Source organism: Candidatus Phytoplasma asteris, assembly GCF_038505995.1.
In the GTDB taxonomy this organism is placed as follows: Bacteria; Bacillota_I; Bacilli_A; order Acholeplasmatales; family Acholeplasmataceae; genus Phytoplasma; species Phytoplasma asteris.
Genome location: NZ_CP128414.1, coordinates 159043 through 181363 on the forward strand (window position 1 = coordinate 159043; position 22321 = coordinate 181363).

General features: G+C 24.5%; 26 protein-coding genes and 4 pseudogenes. 23 read left to right on the top strand and 7 right to left on the bottom strand.

What is annotated here, in order from left to right:
• Nucleotides 1–24: 24 nt before the first annotated feature.
• The 23 genes and pseudogenes from QN326_RS00935 (at nt 25) to QN326_RS01040 (ending at nt 16841) form a co-directional block, all read left to right on the top strand.
• Entirely contained in the window at nt 25–672 is a 648-nt protein-coding gene (locus tag QN326_RS00935) for an ATPase (protein WP_342386681.1), read from the top strand.
• 66 nt (nt 673–738) lie between these two features.
• Nucleotides 739–1469: pseudogene (locus QN326_RS00940) on the top strand (effector).
• A gap of 59 nt (nt 1470–1528) precedes the next feature.
• Nucleotides 1529–1585 (top strand): SVM family protein, encoded by a 57-nt coding sequence (locus tag QN326_RS00945; RefSeq protein ID WP_425323428.1) that lies wholly within the window; start codon nt 1529–1531, stop codon nt 1583–1585.
• Between the two features lie 39 nt (nt 1586–1624).
• Nucleotides 1625–1993 (top strand): effector protein, encoded by a 369-nt coding sequence (locus tag QN326_RS00950; protein WP_342386792.1) that lies wholly within the window; start codon nt 1625–1627, stop codon nt 1991–1993.
• Nucleotides 1994–2010: 17 nt separating this feature from the next.
• Nucleotides 2011–2418: an SVM family protein gene (locus QN326_RS00955; protein ID WP_342386682.1), complete on the top strand. Its 408-nt coding sequence runs from the start codon at nt 2011–2013 to the stop codon at nt 2416–2418.
• A 31-nt stretch (nt 2419–2449) separates the two neighbouring features.
• Nucleotides 2450–2971, top strand: a complete 522-nt coding sequence (locus QN326_RS00960) for an SVM family protein (protein WP_034172311.1) — start codon at nt 2450–2452, stop codon at nt 2969–2971.
• Between the two features lie 121 nt (nt 2972–3092).
• The gene (locus QN326_RS00965) at nt 3093–3311 is read left to right on the top strand and encodes a hypothetical protein (protein WP_342386683.1); all 219 of its coding nucleotides are present in this window, start codon (nt 3093–3095) and stop codon (nt 3309–3311) included.
• On the top strand, nt 3295–3543 hold the full coding sequence (locus QN326_RS00970) for a hypothetical protein (RefSeq protein WP_342386684.1): 249 nt from the start codon (nt 3295–3297) through the stop codon (nt 3541–3543). Before QN326_RS00965 ends, QN326_RS00970 begins: the two co-directional genes overlap by 17 nt.
• Before the next feature lie 5 nt (nt 3544–3548).
• Complete coding sequence (locus QN326_RS00975) at nt 3549–4190, top strand: YqaJ viral recombinase family protein (protein WP_342386685.1); 642 nt, start codon at nt 3549–3551, stop codon at nt 4188–4190.
• Between the two features lie 74 nt (nt 4191–4264).
• Nucleotides 4265–4886, top strand: a pseudogene (gene tmk, locus QN326_RS00980) (dTMP kinase).
• Nucleotides 4887–5049: 163 nt separating this feature from the next.
• Nucleotides 5050–5661: a hypothetical protein gene (locus tag QN326_RS00985; protein ID WP_024563623.1), complete on the top strand. Its 612-nt coding sequence runs from the start codon at nt 5050–5052 to the stop codon at nt 5659–5661.
• A 21-nt stretch (nt 5662–5682) separates the two neighbouring features.
• Nucleotides 5683–7179: a replicative DNA helicase gene (locus tag QN326_RS00990; RefSeq protein WP_342386686.1), complete on the top strand. Its 1497-nt coding sequence runs from the start codon at nt 5683–5685 to the stop codon at nt 7177–7179.
• Nucleotides 7180–7463: 284 nt separating this feature from the next.
• A complete protein-coding gene (locus QN326_RS00995) occupies nt 7464–8528 on the top strand; it encodes a hypothetical protein (protein ID WP_342386687.1) in 1065 nt (354 codons plus the stop codon).
• 294 nt (nt 8529–8822) lie between these two features.
• The gene (locus QN326_RS01000; protein ID WP_173401686.1) at nt 8823–8987 is read left to right on the top strand and encodes a hypothetical protein; all 165 of its coding nucleotides are present in this window, start codon (nt 8823–8825) and stop codon (nt 8985–8987) included.
• Between the two features lie 209 nt (nt 8988–9196).
• Complete coding sequence (locus QN326_RS01005; RefSeq protein ID WP_342386688.1) at nt 9197–9337, top strand: hypothetical protein; 141 nt, start codon at nt 9197–9199, stop codon at nt 9335–9337.
• Nucleotides 9289–9469: pseudogene (locus QN326_RS04150) on the top strand (hypothetical protein); the annotation flags it as partial. The gene QN326_RS01005 and the pseudogene QN326_RS04150, both read left to right, overlap by 49 nt.
• Before the next feature lie 7 nt (nt 9470–9476).
• Nucleotides 9477–10106: an N-6 DNA methylase gene (locus tag QN326_RS01010; RefSeq protein ID WP_342386689.1), complete on the top strand. Its 630-nt coding sequence runs from the start codon at nt 9477–9479 to the stop codon at nt 10104–10106.
• A 331-nt stretch (nt 10107–10437) separates the two neighbouring features.
• Nucleotides 10438–10632 carry a hypothetical protein gene (locus QN326_RS01015; protein WP_041624753.1) on the top strand — a complete coding sequence of 65 codons (195 nt, stop codon included), beginning with the start codon at nt 10438–10440 and terminating at the stop codon, nt 10630–10632.
• A 21-nt stretch (nt 10633–10653) separates the two neighbouring features.
• Nucleotides 10654–11121, top strand: coding sequence for a hypothetical protein (locus QN326_RS01020; protein ID WP_342386690.1), 468 nt, complete (start codon nt 10654–10656; stop codon nt 11119–11121).
• 226 nt (nt 11122–11347) lie between these two features.
• A complete protein-coding gene (locus tag QN326_RS01025; protein ID WP_342386691.1) occupies nt 11348–11758 on the top strand; it encodes a hypothetical protein in 411 nt (136 codons plus the stop codon).
• 31 nt (nt 11759–11789) lie between these two features.
• Entirely contained in the window at nt 11790–12866 is a 1077-nt protein-coding gene (locus QN326_RS01030; RefSeq protein ID WP_342386692.1) for a DUF2963 domain-containing protein, read from the top strand.
• 140 nt (nt 12867–13006) lie between these two features.
• The gene (locus QN326_RS01035) at nt 13007–16123 is read left to right on the top strand and encodes a UvrD-helicase domain-containing protein (protein ID WP_342386693.1); all 3117 of its coding nucleotides are present in this window, start codon (nt 13007–13009) and stop codon (nt 16121–16123) included.
• A 304-nt stretch (nt 16124–16427) separates the two neighbouring features.
• Nucleotides 16428–16841, top strand: a complete 414-nt coding sequence (locus QN326_RS01040; protein WP_342386374.1) for a hypothetical protein — start codon at nt 16428–16430, stop codon at nt 16839–16841.
• A gap of 617 nt (nt 16842–17458) precedes the next feature.
• On the opposite strand, the gene QN326_RS01045 is transcribed toward QN326_RS01040, so the two are convergent.
• From QN326_RS01045 to QN326_RS01075, 7 genes and pseudogenes are all read right to left on the bottom strand, one after another.
• A complete protein-coding gene (locus tag QN326_RS01045; protein ID WP_342386694.1) occupies nt 17459–18955 on the bottom strand; it encodes a replicative DNA helicase in 1497 nt (498 codons plus the stop codon).
• A gap of 21 nt (nt 18956–18976) precedes the next feature.
• Nucleotides 18977–19588, bottom strand: a complete 612-nt coding sequence (locus QN326_RS01050) for a hypothetical protein (RefSeq protein WP_342386695.1) — start codon at nt 19586–19588, stop codon at nt 18977–18979.
• A 37-nt stretch (nt 19589–19625) separates the two neighbouring features.
• On the bottom strand, nt 19626–19769 hold the full coding sequence (locus QN326_RS01055; RefSeq protein ID WP_240992325.1) for a hypothetical protein: 144 nt from the start codon (nt 19767–19769) through the stop codon (nt 19626–19628).
• Nucleotides 19753–20382, bottom strand: coding sequence for a dTMP kinase (gene tmk / locus QN326_RS01060; RefSeq protein ID WP_342386696.1), 630 nt, complete (start codon nt 20380–20382; stop codon nt 19753–19755). Before tmk (QN326_RS01060) ends, QN326_RS01055 begins: the two co-directional genes overlap by 17 nt.
• A 58-nt stretch (nt 20383–20440) precedes the next feature.
• A pseudogene (locus QN326_RS04155) lies at nt 20441–21078 on the bottom strand (lambda-exonuclease family protein).
• Between the two features lie 105 nt (nt 21079–21183).
• Complete coding sequence (locus QN326_RS01070; protein WP_069028159.1) at nt 21184–21447, bottom strand: SVM family protein; 264 nt, start codon at nt 21445–21447, stop codon at nt 21184–21186.
• A gap of 20 nt (nt 21448–21467) precedes the next feature.
• Nucleotides 21468–22274 carry a hypothetical protein gene (locus tag QN326_RS01075; protein ID WP_011412560.1) on the bottom strand — a complete coding sequence of 269 codons (807 nt, stop codon included), beginning with the start codon at nt 22272–22274 and terminating at the stop codon, nt 21468–21470.
• Nucleotides 22275–22321 lie beyond the last annotated feature (47 nt).

Sequence of the window (22321 nt, forward strand, 5' to 3'; positions counted from 1 at the left end):
AATCAAATCAACGAACAAAACCAAATGACCGAACAACTCCAAAACCAACTCCAAGAACAAAAAACCTTAATTGAAACTAAAAACAAAGAATTAATAAATAATCAAGCTTTATCTGAACAAGAAAAACAAGCACTCCAACAGGAAATCAATCAATTGACTACTAATTTTCAACAAAAAGAAAAAGAATATCAAGCAACTATCTACCAAAAAGACCAAGAAATCACCCACTTAAACCAAATCATCAACGAACAAGCAAATGAAATTAATCGTTTAAGCGAAGAATTAGAACAACAAATCGATAAATGGGTGAAACAAGGCCTTCACATTGAAGCTTTAGAAGGAACCATTAAAGCTTTAGAAAACGCTTCTAGCAGATACATCGAAGAAAACGCCGAACTCCGTCATGAAATCAACAAACTCAAAGAACAAATAAAAGACGAACAAAAAGCCCATGAAGCAACTAAAGTAAAATTAAAAGAAGAAGAAAATAAATTAATCGAAAAAACAAAAAAATTTGACGAACTTGATGAAAATTTTAAAAACCAAAAGATTACCTATAGTGCCGCAATTCAACCTTTAAAAACAGTATTTAAAGAAGATGTAAGACAAAGAATTAGGGGTGCAAAAGAAAATGTTGAAAAAGTAACTTCTTGGTTCAAAAAATGGTTTTAATTAAAATTCAAAAGTCAAATGTGTTAAAATATTGATATGTTATAAATTACCCGAAAGGAACTAATCATGTTTAATATTAAAAAAATCATTAAATGGTTTTTTATCATATTAGGGGTACTTCTTTTTTTATTGATTGGTTTTTTCGTTTTAACCGAAATGAACATCATTAAATTGCCAGAATTACCAAAAAAAGAAATTTCCAGCATAAAAGAAACTAATTTTGAAAACATCGAAGAATGGTATGATAATAATAACAAATGTACCATGATTAAAGCCAAATACACCTTCGATGGCCTTAATGGAATTGGTTATTATGAAAAACAACTTCAAGAAAAAAAGGTAGTCATAACGATATTTCAATCGCTCAAAAACGCCTCGAAAAACAAAAAGAACCTTCAAACCTCGCCAATTACATCAAAGACCGTTATCCTTTCGACCGTTGGAATAACAAAGGGCTAACTTATGAGGAAACATCCGTGAATGGATTCGAACATGCTCAATTTGATACTAAACATGACAGCTATTTACATTATTATATCAATTTCGAAAAACAATTCAAAGAAAACTCAAGTGGTAACTGTTTAATCCTTAAATACAAAGGTCCTAAACAATTCTTAGACAAAGACAAAGACTATTACATTGGTCGCGCACGTGTTTCCAATTCTAATTTCAAATTAACTGATTTTCACCTTCACTTCAACCCAGTCCGTAAAACCTTGTCGATTTACCAAGATAAACACAATAATGATAAAGTTCAAGAAGCTGAAAATAATAAAAGAACCATCCCTGACTGGTAATAAAATTTAACAACTTTCAAATATGTTAAATTTAAAGAAATAAAAAGGAGATTTTTTTAATGTTTAAATTACAAAATCAATTTAAAATAATAAATATTTGTTTATTAGTTTTTTGAGGGTTGTTATTTATTAATAATAATTATCAAGTGATGGCAATGGGTAATAAAAATAGTAGTAATAATAGTGAAATTTCTAATGATAAAGAATATGCCTTATATGTAAAAGCAGAATTAGCAATACAAAGCGAATTAACAATTTTAAAACTTAATAACGAAAAAAAATCAGAACTTTCACATAAACAAAAATGTATTACAACAGAAATCAACAAATATAATAAAAGAAAAAACAATAATAGATTATCTGAACAACCAGAAAGTTCTAGACAAAATATCAGTTCTGCAATAAATGATGATGAAAACGAATTATCAGATGATGAACTTCAACCTATGAATTTAATGAAAAGAAATTATAAATGTCCAATTGATAAATCAGAAAGTTCCAAAAAGAATGATTATAAAAAATAAAAAAGGAGATTTAATTTATGTTTAAATTACAAAATCAATTTAAAATAATAAATATTTGTTTATTCTTTTTATTATTAGAATTTTTAATTATTAATAATACTCAAATAATGGCTGCCCCTAATGAAGAGTTTGTTGGTGATATGAGAATCATTAATGTAACTGTATCAAATATTAATATTATTAAAAATCACGAAACATTTAAAAAATATTTTGATTTTACTCTAACTAGTCCGTGTTATAACGGAAACATAGCAGAATTTTCAATTATGTGGAAGATTAAAAATTCACCTCGAAATTTATTAGGTGTTTTTTTTGATGATGGCATTAGAGATGATGAAGATAATAAATATACTTTAGAAGATTTAAAACAAATGGGTAATGGAGCTAAAAATATGTATATTTTTTGGCAATATGAACAAAAATAATTTTTATGAATTAAAAAAGGAGTTTTAATTAATGTTTAAATTACAAAATCAATTTAAAATAATAAATATTTGTTTGTTTGTTTTATTAGGATTGCTATTAATAACTAATAATCATAAAATTATGGGAATGGGCAATAATAATTCATCAAATGAACTTAATGAATTAAACGAAAAATTAAATAAATTATTAGAAGAACAAGAACAAAATATAGCTAAAATTATAAATATTGAATATCATGAAGAAATAATGTTAGAATCTTTTAATAATAAAGTTCATTTAAATCATGAAGCTATTAATGAAGTTAAAGGACATATTTATATTTTAACCGAAAGAAAAATAATTGATGAAAAAATGAATAATTTTATTGATAAACGTAACGACACAATTATTCAAATATTAAATTCTAACGGTAGTGTTCGTATTCAAATTATTTTAGAACTTATAAAGCTAAATAAACAAGTCGACTGTTTAAATAGAAGAGAACAAAGATTAAACAATTTTTTAAAAATTTATCAAAAAGATCACCAAAATAATACATCTACTAGTTATTAATAATTAATAAAATTATCTAAAGAATAATTTATATATAAAATTTTACTATTTTAATTAAAAGACCCTTCAGGGTCTTTTTTTATTTAACAACAACAACAACCTTGGAAAGGAAACAAAAATTATGTTAATTAAAAAAATCTTTCAATCTCTACCTAGTAATCTCATCTTTTGTATCATTATTTTATTTTCATTTCTTCCAATTATCACTATTTATTATGTTATTAAATTTTATCTTTTCACTGTCAAACTAAGTATTTACCAATTAAAACAAGGAATAGTGGTTCAATTTTACCAATATTTAACTATGAAGCGACCAAATCATCATGTGGAATTTAATTAATACTTGGTTAACTAAGTTAAACAACAACCTTAATATTATCAGTCATTATTTCTTTACTTATCAAAATCAATGGTTAAACTTAGGTTTATTAATAATTATTTTATTATTTCTTCCTCATTTCTTATATTTAATTGATTTTCTTTTTAAATGTCTTTATCACGTTCTACGGTTTATTTATTATTTAGGAAAATATCTTTTATTATTATTAAAAAAAATTTTTAAGAAAGAATAATTATTATGAGAATCAAAAACTTAAATCAAAGAACCCAATTATGGTATCAACACCGCAAAAAATACATTAACGCTTCCGAAATTGCTGCGATTACAGGTTTAGATCCGTTCCGTTCCATGACACAATTAGTCCATGATAAACTCTTTGGTACCACTTTTACGGCTAATCAATATACATTGCATGGGCAAAAAATGGAACCGATCGATCGCCAGTTTTTCATACAAAAAACCAATTTAACTTTTGAAGACACCATTTTCACTGATGATCAAGTTAACATTTTTTCCGCATCTTTAGATGGTTACAATGAACAACATCAAGCTGTTTTAGAAATTAAATGTCCTTTCGTTAACGAAAACCAAGAATTCTCATCCACTTGGACTAATTTTTTAACTCACCCTCAACTAGAAAATATCCCTCAATACTACTGGGACCAAGTTCAATGCCAATTATATTGTAGTCAAGCTAAATTTGCTTACTTTTTGGTTTATTTTAACGACCAAAACTATCATGTGGTACGAATTTATCAAGATAATCAATTTATCTCTAAAATGATTCAAGATAGCGAAAAATACTTAACACTTTTAACCAAATCCAAAGAAGAATTATCACAAACAACTTATTTAAAACGATTAAGTAAATTTAAATAATAATTAAAACTCTAAGGCCTTCAATTTGAAGGTCTTTTTTTATGCCCAAATTAAGATTAAAAGGAGAAAAAATCATGAAATTAATCGTTTTTGAAGGACTCGACGGGAGCGGAAAAACAAGTCTAATAAAAAGCGTTCAACAAGAATTAACAAAACAAGGTAATGAAGTGATGGTTATTCGCGGATTAGGTAGTTCTACAATTGGTAATTTTATACGTGAAACGTTTTTAACCCACAATACTTTGCATAATTTAACTAGATATTTTTTAAGTTTTGCCAACATGATTCAAACCCAAGAAGAACTCATCAAACCCAACTTACAAACCAACAAAATCATTTTAGTAGATAGATGGTTAGGCTCTAATTTCGCCTATCGTGTATATCCTTCAAAAATTGACAAAAATTACCAAATTAAGTAAAAAATTCATCAAACCTGATATCACTATTTATCTAAAAATTAATCCTCAATTAGGTTTGGAACGAAAAATAAACCAAAAGAATCACAAATTAGATGTGATTGAAACTAGTTCCTTAACTTATTTTCAACAAGTAGAAAAGGGATATTATGAATTTTTGAAAAAACAAAACCTAGGAACTAAAATCATCTTAAATAATATGAATGATAAAGATGCTAAATTTAATCAGCAATGCATTATCAAAAAAATAGGAGAAATAAAGAATGGCAATAATTATTAAGAAAACTGTCAAAACGGTAATTTATATATCCATTATAGCAACGGCAAAATCAAAACTATTAAAAAAGATGTAACTATTCAATGGCGTACCAAAAAAATTAAATTTAAAAACCCAAAAAGACTCTTTAATTAGAGTCTTTTTTTATTTAGAAAGGAATAATCAAATGAATCAATTAACTAATTTTCATTTCAACAACATTAATGTTTTTAACCACCAATCTTTGTGTGTTAACATCACTAAACAAATAATCCAACCATCTTTATTCAACAAACCATTTAACGAATATATGATAAAAACCCATAACCTTCTAAACGAATATCTTAATAATAAACAACACAATTCTCAAAGTCAAAAAGTAATCCGTGGTAAAATTAATGAATATTTCATTTTATTATATTTTCAAAACAAAGGAATCATCAATTTATACCCCCAGGCTTATTTATTCTTCATTCCAGACATAAAATTTGATTTAGTTTTATTCACAGAAACCAAACGAATAATGGCGTTTAATTTCAAAACCTGTCTCCGAGACCGCTATAAACAAGCCATGGTAGAGGGACAACAATTAAAAAAATTAGACACGCGTTTTGAGTTCTATTTATTAAACAACAACGAAACAGAAACTCAAAGACTAAACAATAAAATCAATCAAGGAAAAGTACAAGGTATTAATAAAGTAATTAACTTATTTTCCAATGCAGCCAATAATTTCTTACAAAACTTAATTACCACCAAATTCATCCCCTTTTCTAATATTAATATAATTAAGAATTAAAAAAAAGGAGTTAATATTAAAATGTTAACCAGTGAACAAAAAGCGTTAAAACAATTAATAAATTATATCGACCAAGGCCAATGGGAAAAGTTAAACCTTTATTGCCAAATAATCAATCCCAAAAATTTACTTGACCCCAAAAATACAAAAATATTTACAGCTTTAAAATATTTATTTTTAGAAAAACAAACATCTCATCCATGGGACAAACCCACTACAAAATCCATTATTATCAAAGAGTTATTAATATATTTACAAACTAATTTCCCACAATATAATTTTACTTTAGATTCTTTAAATTATTTAAATGATGATTTTAATAACCAAAATAATACTCATTTTTTAGACAATCTAAAACATACCTATACTCAAGAAAAACTATTTCAACAATTAATAAAAATCATTAGCCCAACATACGAAAACCAAGACCCATACCACAAAAATTTATATTACCAAGAAATATTTGATAAATTAAGAAATTTTATCTCTTCAATCCCCCACAAAAACGATAAAACACACTTTACTTTAAACCAAATGGCCTCTTTACATCCTGAATTTTTTGATACCGATCAACAATCAAAACAAAAAATCCAAGAAGAATATTACCGTTTATCAGAAACTTTTAAAAGACTCAACCAATCCACAAAAGGATTTAAAAAAGGTCAAATCATAACTATTGGGGGGTATACTGGATTAGGTAAAACAACTTTTGTCTATAATCTTCTTTTAGATATAGCAAAAACCAAACACAAAGAAATATCTCATTATCCTCATATTTTGGTATTTTCTTATGAAATGACCTTAGAAGAAAATTTAAATCGTTTATTAGCCCACCAAACTCAAATTCCTCTAGATGTTATTTTAGATAAAAATTTTGAAGATACCAATATCACACCTCTCAAATACACGGAAAGGATGAAAATAGCAAAACAATTTTTCGCCAACATAAATTTATCATTTAGTTATGATAAAAGCAAAAATATTGATTATGTAATCGATTTAGTTTATCGCCTTCATTTAGAAAAACAAGTCGAAATCATCGTCATTGACCACCTTCAAATCACCAAAACCACCAATCATTTAGAAAACGACCGTCTAGCCATTGACGAAATTATGACCAAACTCAAAAAATTAGCCATTGAATTAAACATCGTTATTATCATTTTATCTCAATTTTCAAGAGATACATACAGCAATCAACAAGGTAAATCACCAGAAATAACAGCTTTAAAAGGCAGTGGTGGAATTGAAACTAACTCCGATATCGTCTTAATGATGTCTGAATTCCAACCCAAACTATCCAAAGACAAAGAAAAACCAATAAATATATATAATTCAACCTTAGAAGAGCTATATTCAGATTATAATGACAATGAAAATCAAAAAATAATCGAAGTATGTATCAAAAAAAATAGAAGTGGTACCAAAAAAACCTTAATTTATCACTTTGAAATGACCACTCAAACCTTCCAAGAAATCGGTTATGTTTTGCCTTATAAAATAGAAACTTATTATTAATCAAAAAAACTAGGAGTTAAAATAAATGAAAAATAATTCCAAACAAATTATAAAATAACACTAAATCAACTCTAAAAAAATAATAATCATAAAAAATGTGTTAAATATATAATGAAAAAGAATAGAAATAAAATAAATATATAAATATGAACTAAATCACAATAAAATACAATACTTAAATTATTATACTTATAATAATGAATTAAAAAATAATTCTTCTTGTGTTATTGTTAGTTATTTTTATTGGAAAAAAACAATTAAAAAAAGAAAGATAGGTTTTTCAATTGACAAATAAAATTCAATTCGGTCAATTTTTTACTAAAAAACAAAATTGGTTCACAAAACCATTAGAAGAATTTATTTTTGATAATTTAAAAGAAAATCATATTATCTTAGATCCCTTCGCTGGCGAAGGGGATATTTTAAATTTTTTAAAATATTATTTTAAAAATAAAATTAATAATTTAAATTTTATAGGGTATGACATTGATAAGAAATTTGTTAAATATAAAATGAATGATTCTTTAAAAAATATACCTTATGAAAAAAAACATAAATATTTTATATCAACAAATCCTCCGTATTTAGCAAAGAATAGTTGTTATCGTAAAAAATATACACAAACTTATAAAGACTATTTTAAAACATCTAATTTTGCTGATCTTTATTTATTAGCTTTAAGTAAGATGATATCCACAAATCAACCAGGTTTTGCAATTGTCCCAGAAACTTTTATTAATTCAAAATTTGATAAAACCAATGTTAACAGAATTATTATCATTGAACCCAATCCTTTTGAAGATACTACCGTACCTATTTGTATTGTTTGTTTTAATGGCGCCAAATTAGAAAAACAAATTATTTATAAAAATGATGATAAAATTGGTTCTTTACAAGAATTAAAAAAATTAAAAATTTTTGTTAAAGAAAAAAGTGATTTTTTAAAAAAATTACGATTTAACGATGTTAATGGATTTATTGCGTTGTTGGGTGTAGATTCCACAAATCCTGAAAAAAAAATTAAATTCATTCATAAAAATAAATTAAAATATAATATTTCAAATATAAAAATTTCGTCTCGTGCGATTACTATAGTTAACAGCGAAGAATTTAAATATTTAGATGATTCAAAAATTGAAAAAATAATTATTAACGCAAATCAAATTTTAAATACATTTAGAACAAAAACTAAGGATGTTTTGTTGTCTCCATTCAAAGGAAATAACAAAGATAATCAACGTAGACGTAGGTTAGATTTTCATTTAGCTAGAAATATTTTAACAAAGGCTTTTATTGATTATTGTAATAATATAAATGAGGATAGTATTTATGAAAAAGATAAATTATAAAACAAAATATAAAGAACAATTAAAACAAAATTTGGAAAATTTCAATATTAAAGATAAAAAAAACTTTAAAAAAAATTAAAAAATTTTGTGAAAAATTTAATTTTATTCAAGAAGAAGTAGAAACATCAATTAAACATAATAATTTTTTAAAAGCTTGGTTTATTTTAGAACCTTTAAATATTTTAGGCGATTAAAGAACCATTAAAAAAAATACCAACTTTTAAGTTGGTTTCCTTATTGTTTCTAAATACTAAAAAATATTTTTCTTATTAAATAATAAAAAAGGAGATTAAAATGGCGAGAAATTACAGACGTTCTTATTTCATTAAAAAATCTTTTAGAAGAAATAAATTAACTTTAGGCAGTTTTTTTACATATTGGATTTTACCTACATTAGGCATTGTTATTCCTTTGATTGTTTATTTTGCTTCAAAAGGTTATTTATCAATAGCTAAATAATAAAAAGGAGGATAAAAAATGACTTTAAGACAAATATTAATTTTAATTGCTCTTGGTTGTATTTTTATATTTGCAGCTTATAAACTTGGTTTTATTGTTCCTGATGCAACTAAAATTACATGGATTAAATAAATGAGTGTTTTTTTAAAAAAACACTCATTAAGGATAATATATGAATAAATTAAGTTAAAATTAAGGATTTTTTTAAAATGGATAAAAAACAAAAATTAAAGAAAGAATTTTACGAACATTGTCAATGTTGCGGAAGTGATTTGGGAATGAATATAAATGATATTGATTTGAATTTGCTTACTTTTTGGTTTATTTTAACGACCAAAACTATCATGTAGTTCGCTATTTAACAAAACAATAACTTCATTAATAAAATGATTGTAGATGGTAAAAAATATTTAGAATTACTACATAATGCAAAACATGAATTTTATTCTATAATAGAAGAAGTAAAAAAAGAAAAGGAATAATAAAAAAATGTATCGAGTTGATAGAAATAATTTTTTTAAAAATGAAAAAAAATCTACTATTTATGCTCCTAGTTGGGTATCGCAATTTTTATATGATATTTTATCACCTCAAATTAAATGCGGTTTGATTTTTGATCCCTGCGTTGGTGAAGGTTCTTTGTTATTACCTTGGCAAGAAAAAGGTTTTGATGTTTTGGGGGTCGATGTAGAAAAAACCTCCTTTCCTGATTTAATTCATAAAAATTTTTTAGAATTAAGCCAAAAAGATTTAAAGAAACAAAAAATATCTTTGGTAATAACCAACCCCCCTTTTAATTTAGATTTTAAAACTAAAAGTTATGTTAAGAAAAAATACGGCGGTCGTCCATTGTTACCTGAGTTGTGGTTAAAAAAAATAATTGAAATTTTTGGCAAAGATATGCCAATTGTTTTATTCACACCTTATGGATTTAGACTTAATCAATCACTAAATAGCAAGCGATTACAAAAATTTATAAATCAAGAATATCCTGAAATTACTTCTATTATTAGTCTTCCAAAAGACGTTTTTGAAAATGTTGTTTTTCATTCAGAAATTTTAATTTTTAATGTTAACAATTTAAAACCACATTATTTTTGTAGAGGAGCGATGATTTAAAATGGATAAAAAACAAAAAATAAAGAAAGAATTTTACGAACATTGTCAATGTTGCGGAAGTGATTTGGGAATGAATATAAATGATATTGATTTGAATTTATTTGGTGTAATAATGGCTTTAATGATTTTAATTAGTTTTGGATTTTTTGTATTATTTGGGGTTTTGAGTTTATTTTCATTTTTTCAAATTAATAATGAAATTTTTACAACTCTTATTTATATTTTTTTTTATTGATATTCTTTCATTTTGTTTAATAGCTCACTTTATGCCAAAATTGCTTTTTGAAAAATTAGATTATGAAAAGGTTGAAAAAGAATAAAAGAAAATTAGATGAAAAAATATAATCTATTTGATAATTTTATTTGTTTATTGATTGGTTCAATTATTGGTATATTTTTATATATTAATTTTTTTGTTGAAAATAATAAAGAATTAGAAACAATCCAAAAAGACAATAAACCAGTTGAAACAATCCAAAAAGATAATAAAATAGTTGAAATAATAAAGAAATTAAAAAAGGAATAATTTTATAGAAAGGAATAATTGATGGATATACAACAAACAATTATTAATATTGTTGAATCTAAAGTATTTATTTCTTTTACTTCTTTTATCTTTGGTATTTTTATTTATTGGCTTTATTTTTATATTAAAGAATTGAAAAGTAAATATGATTTTAGTGATGAATTACGAGATATAGTAAACCATTATCTTAAAAAAGGTAAAATTAGTATTAGTGAATATGGTGCCTTAGTTAGATTAATGGCAAATATGGGGAATTACTTAGGTATATATAGAAAACATGTTGAAACAATGATTAAAGAATTTGGAGAAAATGGAGGACTTAATTTTTCTGAGGGTATTTTTGATGAAAAAGATAATAATCAAGAAAATAAAGAAAATAATAATTTAGATGAAATTTTAAAAGAAAATTTAAAATTAAAAAATCAATTAAATAATATAAAAAATCCTTTAATTATGGAATCTATTGATGATACTGAAAATGATTTTTAGTTTTAATTTTTTAAAATATTTAATTTCCTTTGATTTTAAAGATTTTTTTTATTTATTATATAGTATTTTTTATAGTATTTTTTTTACTAAATCATCTTTTTTATTTGGTTTTAATGTTGGTTGGAATATTAATTTTATTAATATTTATAATATTATAAAAACTATATTTATTTTTATATGGGAACATTTAACAACTTTAATTTATCCTTTAAAATTATTTAGTTCATTGTTTGATTTTTTAATGCAAATATTAAAAATTTTTATTGATGTTTTTGGTAGTATTATAGGTTATATTAAAAGTTCTATAACAAGTCTTACTGGTCAAAAATTAATGGACCCTAGTGAAAGTATGTGGGAAAAAATAAAAGAAATAGCAAAACTGATTTTTAGTGTTGCTGTTGGTGGCTCTGTTATTTATTTTTTTAAAGAAGTTAATAGTTTTCTTTTAAACTCTTTCATTAAAATAGGTGATTTGTTGTTTAAAATTATTTTAAGAATATTAGACATTATTTCAATTGTTTTAAAATTCTTTTTATTTTTGTTTAAAAAGGTTATAATAATATTGAGTTTCATTTTATCATTTTTTATTAATTTCCTATATTTATGGGTATTTGAAAATGCTAAAAAAACGCTTTAATTATTTTTGATAATAGAAAAGAGGTTTAAAAATGTCAAGTTTTAGAATAGGCAATAAACATTATAAAATAATTCCTTTTTTAATTACTACTGGAACATTAATTTTTTTTGTTTTTTGGATAGGCGGGCTTGCTTATAAATATCATTTAGAAACCGAAGAAAGACGTAAATTACAAGAAGTAGATATTAAAGCAAAAGCAAGAGAGTTAAATAACGATATATATAATGAAAATAAAAAACTTAAAAAAGAAAACGAATATATGAAAGATACTCCTTATGAGCTTCAAAGAGATAACGGAGAAAAAGAATATTATAATTTATTTACTAATAAATTAGTTAAAAAAATTGATAAAGATGATACAATTTGGGAATATGATAAAAATAATGGTCTTTTGTTGAAAAAAACTGATAGATATAATAATTTTGAAGAGTATGGTTCACATGGGAAAATGATTAAAAAAACTTTATCAGATGGTGTATGGATGGAATATAATCCTTTTAATGCAAAAATGATGAAACGTAAAAATATTGATGGTTCTATTGAAGAATTTGATGATAATTCAGAAAGATTTAAAGAAATAGATAAAAATGGTAAAGTTAAATTTTTTAAAACTAAACTTTATCAAAATATTTCGGATTTTAAGAAATTAAATCTTACTGCTAGACAATTAAAAGATATAGGATTTACTTTTCAACAAATTAAAGAAGCGGGATATACTGCGGAAGAATTAAAAGATGCAGGTTTTAGTTTGCAAGAATTAAAAGCTTCTGGATATACTGCGGAAGAATTAAAAGATGCAGGTTTTAGTTTGCAAGAATTAAAAGATTCAGGTTTTAGTTTGCAAGAATTAAAAGATTCTGGATATACTGCGAAAGAATTAAGAGCTGCTGGATATACTGCGAAAGAATTAAGAGCTGCTGGATTTCGTTTGCAAGAATTAAAAGATTCAGGTTTTAGTTTGCAAGAATTAAAAGATTCTGGATATACTGCGAAAGAATTAAGAGCTGCTGGATATACTGCGAAAGAATTAAGAGCTGCTGGATTTCGTTTGCAAGAATTAAGACTTTCTGGATTTAGCCATCAAGAATTATTAGATGCTGGATATTAAATTAAGTATAAAAGTATTCAAAGACGAGCAGAGCGAACTAGGCGTCCAGCCGAAGAACATTACAATTAACCTATTACACCCCTCCTATAAAGTCCCCTTTGGGGATTTAGGGGGTTTTTAATATTATAAAGGAGAATAAGATGTTATTTAATTTATCAAAAGAACAAAAAGATATTATTAATTCAGATGCTTCTTGCATGTATATACATGGTGGAGCTGGTTCTGGCAAAACTACCATTTTAATTGAAAAATTAAGACAAAAAGAAAAAGAAAAACCTTTAATTTTGGTAGCTACTAATGCTACTAAAAATATTATTTATGATAAATTATTTTCATCATTAAAAGAAGATTATTCTTCTTATAATGATGATGAATTAGAAAAATATTTAAAAGATAATTATGAAATTAGAACATTTCATAGTTTTGCTTATTCTTGTTATTTAAAATATAATATTTTTAATGAAACAGCAAAACAACGAAAATTTATTGATGATGAAACTAAATTAAATATTTTAAAACTGATTTTAAAAGAAAATCAAGATTTAAAATTGTATTTTAAAGAACAAAGAAAATATTCATTTAGAAAGCTTTTACAGGAATTAAATAATTTAATACGTTTAACTTTTCAAAAAGAAAACTGTTATTCATCTATTAAAATTGATGATAAAGTTTTAAAAAAATCTTTTGAATTGTTATTAAATTTGTATTATGAAAAATTAAATTATTATAATTTAATAACTTTTGATGGTTTATTAATTGAAACTAGTGATTTTATTGAATTTGTTGAAAGAAATAATGGTTTAATTTATAATCGTCCTGTTTTTATTGATGAATTTCAAGATTTAAATTATTTTTATTATTTTATTATAAAAGAACTTTTATTTAATAAACCAAATTCTTTATATTGTTTTGGTGATTATACTCAAAATATTTATAGTTTTTTTGGTTCTAGTGAACGTATTTTGGAACTTTTTGTAAAAGATTTTAAACCTGAAAAACATTTTTTAAATGTTAATTATCGTTCTAAAGGTATTAATATTGTTAAAGCAGCTAATGAATTAATTGATAATAAGGAATATTTACAATTATCTTTTAGTGAAAAAAAATATAGAGATTTTATAAATTTTTCTTTTTTTGATAATTTTTATCAACAAATTAATTATTTGTGTGAAAAAATTAAAAATTCTTTAATTTATTCTACAACTGTTCTTTGCCGTAGTAATGGTGAATTACAAAAACTTAAAGATGAGTTTGAAAAAAACCAAATTCCTTTTACTATATCTGATAATAATAGTAAAGAAAATGAAATTGTTTTGTCAACGATACATGGATATAAAGGATATGAAAATGAATGCGTTTATTTAATTGGTTGGCAAAATCGAAATGAATCACAAGATAAAGTTTTAGAAAAAAAAATAATTTATACTGCAATAACTCGTGCTAAACGTGATATTGAAATTTTAACTTTAAATGATTCTTCTATTTTTATAGATTATTTTTATTCCTTAATAAAAAAAGAATTAATTTCTGATGATTTTACAAAAGGATTAAATGATAAAATTTTTGATTTAGATTATTTAAAAATTTGTTTACCTAATTCAAAAGATATAAAAAATTATGATGAATTATCTACTACTATTAAAATTTATAATGAAAAAGTTAACCAATTAGAAAAACAACATAAATTTAATCAAATTACTGAATCTTATTATAAGAAATGTTATTTAAAATTATGTGTTTTATTTAAGGAAATTTCTAAAAATATTTATAAAGTACAAAAAAAAGATAATGGCTATGAGATTCGTTTAAAAGGTTTTAATTATTTTATGTTTGAACCTTTGGAACGAATTAAATGTTATAAAAAACATTTAAAAGAAAAAAAAGAAGAAAGGTATTTGTCATTAAGTGATGATGATTTTAAATTTGATTATTCTTTAAAAAAGCAATTAAAAGAAAATAAATTGCAAGAAATTAAACCAAAATCAAAAATTTTAAGGCATTATCGAGATTCTTCACAAAATGCTAAGGATAAACTTTTATATAATTTCAAAGATTCTAAAAAAATATCTTTTATTACTTTGACAGCTCCTTATGATGATTTAAAAGGTAAAACTATAAAATATACTCATGAACCTGATATTATGGGGCAGGTAAGGAAACGTTTTATTCGTTTAGTGAGAAAAAATTATTTATCAAATTTATTTCAACAATGTTCTCAAAAAGATTTGGTTTATTCCAAAATGCAAGATTTTCGTTATTTTTGGTCTTTGGAAACTACTAAATTAGGAGTTATTCATTATCATATTATTTTTAATATTGATGTTTTAAATTCTTTTGGTGTATATTCTCGTTATTTGTGTACTGATAAAGATTATGCTTTGGGTTTGAAAAACCGACCTATTAAAGGAAATAAGAGTATTTTTTATGATGATTATTTAATGCATAAAATAGATGAAAAAGGTAATATTAAAATACCTCAAAATTATTACGAGAAAAAGAATGTTAAAGTGCCAAAAATTACTTTGCTTTGGGCTAATGCTTATGCATCTGTTATGAATAAAAATAATATAAAACATTATAAACATTTAAATCCAATTAGTCAAAACGTTCAAATTTTTAGACCATCAAAAAAAAATCTTTTATTTGAAAAAATTGAAATTAGTAAATGTAAAGTTTTTTATAAAGGTGCTTTTGATAAAAAAGATTATGTTAATAAAATTGTTTCATATGTTAGTAAATATGTTTCTAAAAATGATAAACAAATTGAATCAAATTCTAATAAAGGAATTGATTTTTATAGTCGTCATTTGTTTGGATTTTCTCGTACATGTTTTTCTTGTCCTCAAGAATCTTTTTTGGCATTATTTCCTTATGATATAATTAAAGAAATAGAATTAAGTTCATTTCCAATTGTTAATTTTAACTTTTCTAATATATTTGAATGGAATATTAAACAAAGAGTTAATGGAAGAAATATTAAAATTCCACATAATTTAACTTTGTTGTTTAAATCTTATATGAATCCAAATCAATTTCAAAATTCTAATTATTTTAGTTTAAATTTATCTAGTATTCAACCAAAAAATTATTTTCTTAATAAGAATTTTAAAAAATATTTTAAATTACAAAAACTTAAATTAAAACTTAAAAAAGATTATGAAAAACAAGATATTAAAATATTAAATAAAGTTGAATGTCAATATTGGTATAGATATCTTGAAAATAATTATATTCAAAGTTTACAACTTTCTCCTTAATTTAATTTTGATTAAATTAGTTTAAATTAAATATTTTTAATTAATTTTGCTGTCTAATTATTGGACGGCTTTTGTTGTTGGAAAAAAATAAATAAAATTATTTATAAATTTCAAAAACTTAAAAAAACTTTAAATTATTGAAATTATTAATGCTATAATATAAGTAATAAGAAAAAGATTTTTTTTAAAAGAAACAATATTTTTAAAAAACTCAGTAATCGCCTACAAAAACCCCTTGAAACAAAACTTTTATGAAAAAGTATTTGGTGAATTTTTAAAAAATGATATAAATAATATATCCGAAGTGTGTAAACCTAAAAGTATTTTTATAAAAAAACAAGAAATAGTTCAAAAAAAAGAAATAAATCAGTATATCTCATCAAAAGGTAAGTCAATTGATTTTTCTTTTAAATATAAAGATTTAGAAATTATTTTTTATGTTTTTCACAAATATACCAAAGAATCTGGCGGCTCGCAAGATAATCAAAAAAATGATGTAAAAATATCTATTGAAGAAGCCAAAACTGACACCCAAAAATATAATAAAAATATAATGATTTTATTCATTTGTGATGGCGATTATTATAGTGAATATAAAATGAAAGAATTAAAAAAAGTAGCAAATCAACAAAATCTTAAAGTTCTGAGTTCCAACGAACTACAATTTTTTTTGGATCAATTTTATTCACAAATAAAAAACAAAAACTTTTTAAATTAAAAATAAGTTTGAAATAAAAAAAATGTTAAACTAATTTAATTGAATTTGGTTTTTATTAATATTATTAGCTAAATTTAATTTAATTGTCAAAAAAATAATTATGATAAAATTAATATAATTAATGCCTTTAATTTGAAGGTTTTTTTATATTCAAATTTTAATTAAAAAAAAAGAAATAACAATTTAATAAAAAATATTCTTTTAAAGATAAAAAAGAATTAGAAATAAAAAATAAATATAGTTTTAGAAAAAAATTGTAAATAATTCTATAATTTTAAATTTTATTTTTATATTATAAGACCTTCAAAATTGAAGGTCTTTTTTTATATTCAAATGAACCCTTATGCTTTCAGTTTTTAATTGTTTTTTTCCAATAAAAATAACTAACAATAACACAAGAAGAATTATTTTTTAATTCATTATTATAAGTATAATAATTTAAGTATTGTATTTTATTGTGATTTAGTTCATATTTATATATTTATTTTATTTCTATTCTTTTTCATTATATATTTAACACATTTTTTATGATTATTATTTTTTTAGAGTTGATTTAGTGTTATTTTATAATTTGTTTGGAATTATTTTTCATTTATTTTAACTCCTAGTTTTTTTGATTAATAATAAGTTTCTATTTTATAAGGCAAAACATAACCGATTTCTTGGAAGGTTTGAGTGGTCATTTCAAAGTGATAAACTAAGGTTTTTTTGGTACCACTTCTATTTTTTTTGATACATACTTCGATTATTTTTTGATTTTCATTGTCATTATAGTCTGAATATATTTCTTCTAAGGTTGAATTATATATATTTATGGGTTTTTCTTTGTCTTTGAATAGTTTGGGTTGGAATTCAGACATCATTAAGACGATATCGGAGTTAGTTTCAATTCCCCCACTTCCTTTTAATGCTGTTATTTCTGGTGATTTACCTTGGTAATTGCTGTATGTATCTCTTGAAAATTGAGATAAAATGACAATAACAATGTTTAATTCAATGGCTAATTGTTTGAGTTTAGTCATAATTTCGTCAATGGCTAGACGGTCATTTTCTAAGTGATTTGTAGTTTTGGTTATTTGAAGGTGGTCAATGACGATAATTTCTACTTGTTTTTCTAAATGAAGGCGATAAACTAAATCGATTACATAATCAATATTTTTGCTTTTATCATAACTAAATGATAAATTTATGTTGGCGAAAAATTGTTTTGCTATTTTCATCCTTTCCGTGTATTTGAGAGGTGTGATATTGGTATCTTCAAAATTTTTATCTAAAATAACATCTAGAGGAATTTGAGTTTGGTGGGCTAATAAACGATTTAAATTTTCTTCTAAGGTCATTTCATAAGAAAAAACCAACATATGAGGATAGCAAGAATTTTCTTGGTGTTTGGTTTTGGCGATATCTAAAAGAAGATTGTAAACAAAAGTTGTTTTTCCTAAACCAGTATAGCCTCCAATAGTTATTATTTGGCCTTTTTTAAATCCATTTGTAGATTGGTTAAGTCCTTTAAAAGTTTCCGATAAGCGGTAATATTCTTCTTGGATTTTTTGTTTTGCTTGGTTGTCGGTGTCAAAAAATTCAGGATGTAAAGAGACCATTTGGTTTAGATTAAATAGTGTTTTATCAGATTTGTGGGGGATTGAAGAGATAAAGTTTCTTAATTTATCAAATATTTCTTGGTAATATAAATTTTTGTGGTATGGGTCTTGGTTTTCGTATGTGGGGCTGATGATTTTTATTAATTTTTGAAATAGTTTTTCTTGGGTGTAAGTGTGTTTAAGGTTGTCTAACACATGAGTGTTGTTTTGGTTATTAAAATCATCATTCAAATAATTTAATGATTCCAAAGTGAATTTATCTTTTGGGAAATTAGCTTGTAGATATGTTAGTAATTCTTGGATAATAACGGATTTGGTAGTAATTTTGTCAAATGGATGAGTTGTTTGTTTTTCTAAAAATAAATATTTTAAAGCTGTAAATATTTTTGTATTTTTGGGGTCAAGTAAATTTTTGGGATTGATTATTTGGCAATAAAGGTTTAACTTTTCCCATTGGCCTTGGTCGATATAATTTATTAATTGTTTTAACGCTTTTTGTTCACTGGTTAACATTTTAATATTAACTCCTTTTTTTTAATTCTTAATTATATTAATATTAGAAAAGGGGATGAATTTGGTGGTAATTAAGTTTTGTAAGAATTTATCGGCTGAATTGGAAAATAGATTAATTACCTCGTTTATACCTTGGACTTTTCCTTGATTTATTTTGTTGTTGAGTCTTTGGGTTTCCGTTCCATTATTAGTTAATAGATAGAATTCAAAGCGTGTATCTAGTTTTTTTAATTGTTGACCTTCTACCATGGCTTGTTTATAACGGTCTCGGAGGCAGGTTTTGAAATTGAAGGCCATTATTCGTTTGGTTTTAGTGAATAAAACCAAATCGAATTTAATGTCAGGTATAAAAAATAAATGTGATTGGGGGTATAAATGGGTGATTCCTTTATTGTTTAGATATAACAAAATTAAATATTCATTGATTTTACCACGGATTGATTTTTGACTTTGTGAATTGTAGTGGTTGTTTTGGAGATATTCGTTTAGGAGATTGTGGGTTTGTGTCATATACTCATTAAATGGTTGGTTGAATAATGAGGGTTGGATTATAAGTTTGGTGATGTCAACACATAAAGATTGGTGGTTAAAAACATTGATATTGTTGAAATGTAAATTATTTAATTGATTCATTTGATTATTCCTTTCTAAATAAAAAAAAGACTCTTGGTTAGAGTCTTTTGGGGTTTTTGAAATTTATTTTTTTAGTACGCCATCGAATGGTGCCATCTTTTTTAATAGTTTTGATTTTACCGTTGCTATAATGGATATATAGATTACCGTTTTGGTATTTTTTCTTAATTATTATTGCCATTTGATATTTCTCCTATTTTTTTGATTATTTGTTTTGTGTTGGATTTCCAAGTTTTGGGTTCCATTGCATTTAAAATAATTTGGGGACCTAGTTTTTTGTTTAAAAACTCTTGAAAACCTTTTTCTACTTGATAAAAATATGATAATGGGCTTGTTTCAATAACATCGAGTGTGTGATTAGTTTGATTTGCTTTGCGGTTTAGCCCTGTTTGTGGGTCGATTTTTAAATAAACTGTTAAATTTGGTTTAATAAATAATTTAGTTAAATTGTTAAAAAAATAATATTTTTTATCAATTCGATTAGGATATACGCGATAGGCGAAATTAGAGCCTAACCAACGGTCAACTAAAATGATTTTGTTTGTTTCTAAGTGGGGTTTGATGAGTTCTTCTTGGGTTTGAATCATATTGGCGAAACTTAAAAAATATCTAGTTAAATTGTGTAATTTGTTATGCGTTAAAAATGTTTCGCGTATGGATTCCCCAATTGTAGAACTTCCTAATCCGCGAATAACGATTACTTCTTTTCCTTGTTTTTTTAATCCGCGCTTAACGCTTTTTATTAAACCTGTTTTTCCGCTACCGTCTAATCCTTCGAATATAATTAATTTCATTGTAATTCTCCTTTTAATCTAATTTTGGGTATAAAAAAAGACCTTCAATTTGAAGGTCTTATTTGTGATTTAGTTTGGTTAATTGTTTTAAATAAATTGTTTGTGATAATTCTTTTTTTTGTGTTATGTAGTAATTCTAAATATTTTTTACTGTCTTTAATCATTTTATTAATGAAGTTATTATCTTGGTAAATGCGAACTACATGATAATTTGTGTCATTAAAATAAATTAAAAAATAAGCGAATTTAACTTGGCTACAGTAGAGTTGACATTGAACTTGGGCCCAGTAGTTTTTAGGGACTTCTTTGTTTGCAAAAAAGCCGTTCCAAGATGGGGGTGTGGTGTTGAATTCGTTAACATAAGGGAATTTGATTTCTAATAAAGTGTTGGTTTTTGAGTTGTATCCATCAAGTGAGGATGGAAACATTTGGACTTTATCGTCGGTAAAGATGGTATCGGGAAATTTTAGATTAGTGGTTTTTTCAAAGAAACTACACGCTAAGGGTTCGGTTTTGTTTCCATGTTAGGTGTATTTGTTGGTGGTAAAAGCAGTTCTAAATATTTTGTCACGGACTAATTGGGCGGCTAAGGTTATAAATTTATCATTGCCCGTGATGCTAACTATTTCGGAGGCGTTAATGTATTTTTGGCGATGTTGGTACCATTGTTGAGGTTCTTTGGTTGAGGTTGGGTATAAAAAAAGACTCTCGTGATGAGAGTCTTGGGTTGGATTTATTTGTTGGTTTTGGGGGTTGTTAATATTTGTATTAAATATATATTAAATTGTTTTTTAATTGGGATTATTTTAATTTATTTATTATATTTATGGTTTTCGCCATATCTTCTAATGATAAATTTTTATCTTTAACATAATAACTAATTTTTATGGGTTTATTTGGATTTATTCTAACATTTTTGGTTTCAATGTTATAAATCGTTTGAAGGGGTTTATTTTTTTCCATTGCCATTACTTGATGATTATTGGTGATAAAAAATAATCCTAAAAAAGTAAATAGAACTATTATTAATAAATATAATTGTTTTTTTAATCTAAAAATTAACATTTTTCTCTCTTTTCTGTTTTTTATTTATTTTCTTTTGTGTTGTGTTTTTGGGTATATAGGGTGATGTAGCCTTGTTTGGGGTTGAAGTGTAGGTAGTAGGTTTTGCTTTTCAAAACGCCTTCAGGACTTCTTTCGTTTGAGGTGCAGTTTACTTCATCCATGAAAAAGTCTTTATCTTCTTCGAGTAGGTGTTTGGGGCCTTCGTATTTGAGTTTTATGTAATGATTTGATGGATCTATACGAACACCATTGCCCCCACCAAATTGTGAATCATTTTGTTTTTCTTTTGTGTAGAAACCATCAAACTCATCTACTCGCATACCCTCATCGTACCATTTGTCAAATGGGTTTTTTACAAATAGGGCGAGGTCGGCGGGTTCGTGTTCGCGGTGGTGACCGCGTCCTAGGCCGTAGAGGCCGTAGAAGGTGTAAGTTCTTTTAATCATCGGAACACCTTCTTGCGCGATATCGGTTAATAGCCAACTTTTATTATTATTTTTTTGTAAATTATTTTCATTATATGTGTATTTTGCACCGCTTTTTGTTTGAAACCACTCCTCTTGGGTTTCTATTTTGGTTGAGGGAATTTCGTAGATTTTAGGTTTTGATTTGATTATATCATATTTATTATCTAAAAATAAAAATACTCCAAATCCAAAAACTGAAACAGACATCATGACATAATAAATAATCAAACCCGTCTTTATATTGACTTTTTTAATCCTATTTGTATTTTCTCGTTTTTGAATAAACCAAATCCATAAAGGGATTGACCCAAAAATGATACCCAAAAAAAATACAATAGTTAATATCTTAAATAATTCCATTCTATCTTAAATTTCCTTTTTTTAACTTACTTTTATTTTAACATAAA

Excerpts from the sequence above, each read along its gene's own strand:
- QN326_RS00955 (WP_342386682.1), top strand. The coding sequence starts at position 2,011 with ATGTTTAAATTACAAAATCAATTTAAAATAATAAATATTTGTTTATTC.
- QN326_RS00950 (WP_342386792.1), top strand. The coding sequence starts at position 1,625 with ATGGGTAATAAAAATAGTAGTAATAATAGTGAAATTTCTAATGATAAA.
- QN326_RS01045 (WP_342386694.1), bottom strand. The coding sequence starts at position 18,955 with ATGTTAACCAGTGAACAAAAAGCGTTAAAACAATTAATAAATTATATC.
- QN326_RS01020 (WP_342386690.1), top strand. The coding sequence starts at position 10,654 with ATGGATATACAACAAACAATTATTAATATTGTTGAATCTAAAGTATTT.
- QN326_RS00935 (WP_342386681.1), top strand. The coding sequence starts at position 25 with ATGACCGAACAACTCCAAAACCAACTCCAAGAACAAAAAACCTTAATT.
- QN326_RS01050 (WP_342386695.1), bottom strand. The coding sequence starts at position 19,588 with ATGAATCAATTAAATAATTTACATTTCAACAATATCAATGTTTTTAAC.
- QN326_RS01030 (WP_342386692.1), top strand. The coding sequence starts at position 11,790 with ATGTCAAGTTTTAGAATAGGCAATAAACATTATAAAATAATTCCTTTT.
- QN326_RS00965 (WP_342386683.1), top strand. The coding sequence starts at position 3,093 with ATGTTAATTAAAAAAATCTTTCAATCTCTACCTAGTAATCTCATCTTT.
- QN326_RS00990 (WP_342386686.1), top strand. The coding sequence starts at position 5,683 with ATGTTAACCAGTGAACAAAAAGCGTTAAAACAATTAATAAATTATATC.
- QN326_RS00970 (WP_342386684.1), top strand. The coding sequence starts at position 3,295 with ATGTGGAATTTAATTAATACTTGGTTAACTAAGTTAAACAACAACCTT.
- QN326_RS00985 (WP_024563623.1), top strand. The coding sequence starts at position 5,050 with ATGAATCAATTAACTAATTTTCATTTCAACAACATTAATGTTTTTAAC.
- tmk (WP_342386696.1), bottom strand. The coding sequence starts at position 20,382 with ATGAAATTAATTATATTCGAAGGATTAGACGGTAGCGGAAAAACAGGT.
- QN326_RS01005 (WP_342386688.1), top strand. The coding sequence starts at position 9,197 with ATGGATAAAAAACAAAAATTAAAGAAAGAATTTTACGAACATTGTCAA.
- QN326_RS01070 (WP_069028159.1), bottom strand. The coding sequence starts at position 21,447 with ATGTTAATTTTTAGATTAAAAAAACAATTATATTTATTAATAATAGTT.
- QN326_RS01075 (WP_011412560.1), bottom strand. The coding sequence starts at position 22,274 with ATGGAATTATTTAAGATATTAACTATTGTATTTTTTTTGGGTATCATT.
- QN326_RS01035 (WP_342386693.1), top strand. The coding sequence starts at position 13,007 with ATGTTATTTAATTTATCAAAAGAACAAAAAGATATTATTAATTCAGAT.
- QN326_RS01000 (WP_173401686.1), top strand. The coding sequence starts at position 8,823 with ATGGCGAGAAATTACAGACGTTCTTATTTCATTAAAAAATCTTTTAGA.
- QN326_RS00975 (WP_342386685.1), top strand. The coding sequence starts at position 3,549 with ATGAGAATCAAAAACTTAAATCAAAGAACCCAATTATGGTATCAACAC.
- QN326_RS01010 (WP_342386689.1), top strand. The coding sequence starts at position 9,477 with ATGTATCGAGTTGATAGAAATAATTTTTTTAAAAATGAAAAAAAATCT.
- QN326_RS01055 (WP_240992325.1), bottom strand. The coding sequence starts at position 19,769 with ATGGCAATAATAATTAAGAAAAAATACCAAAACGGTAATCTATATATC.
- QN326_RS00960 (WP_034172311.1), top strand. The coding sequence starts at position 2,450 with ATGTTTAAATTACAAAATCAATTTAAAATAATAAATATTTGTTTGTTT.
- QN326_RS01015 (WP_041624753.1), top strand. The coding sequence starts at position 10,438 with ATGAAAAAATATAATCTATTTGATAATTTTATTTGTTTATTGATTGGT.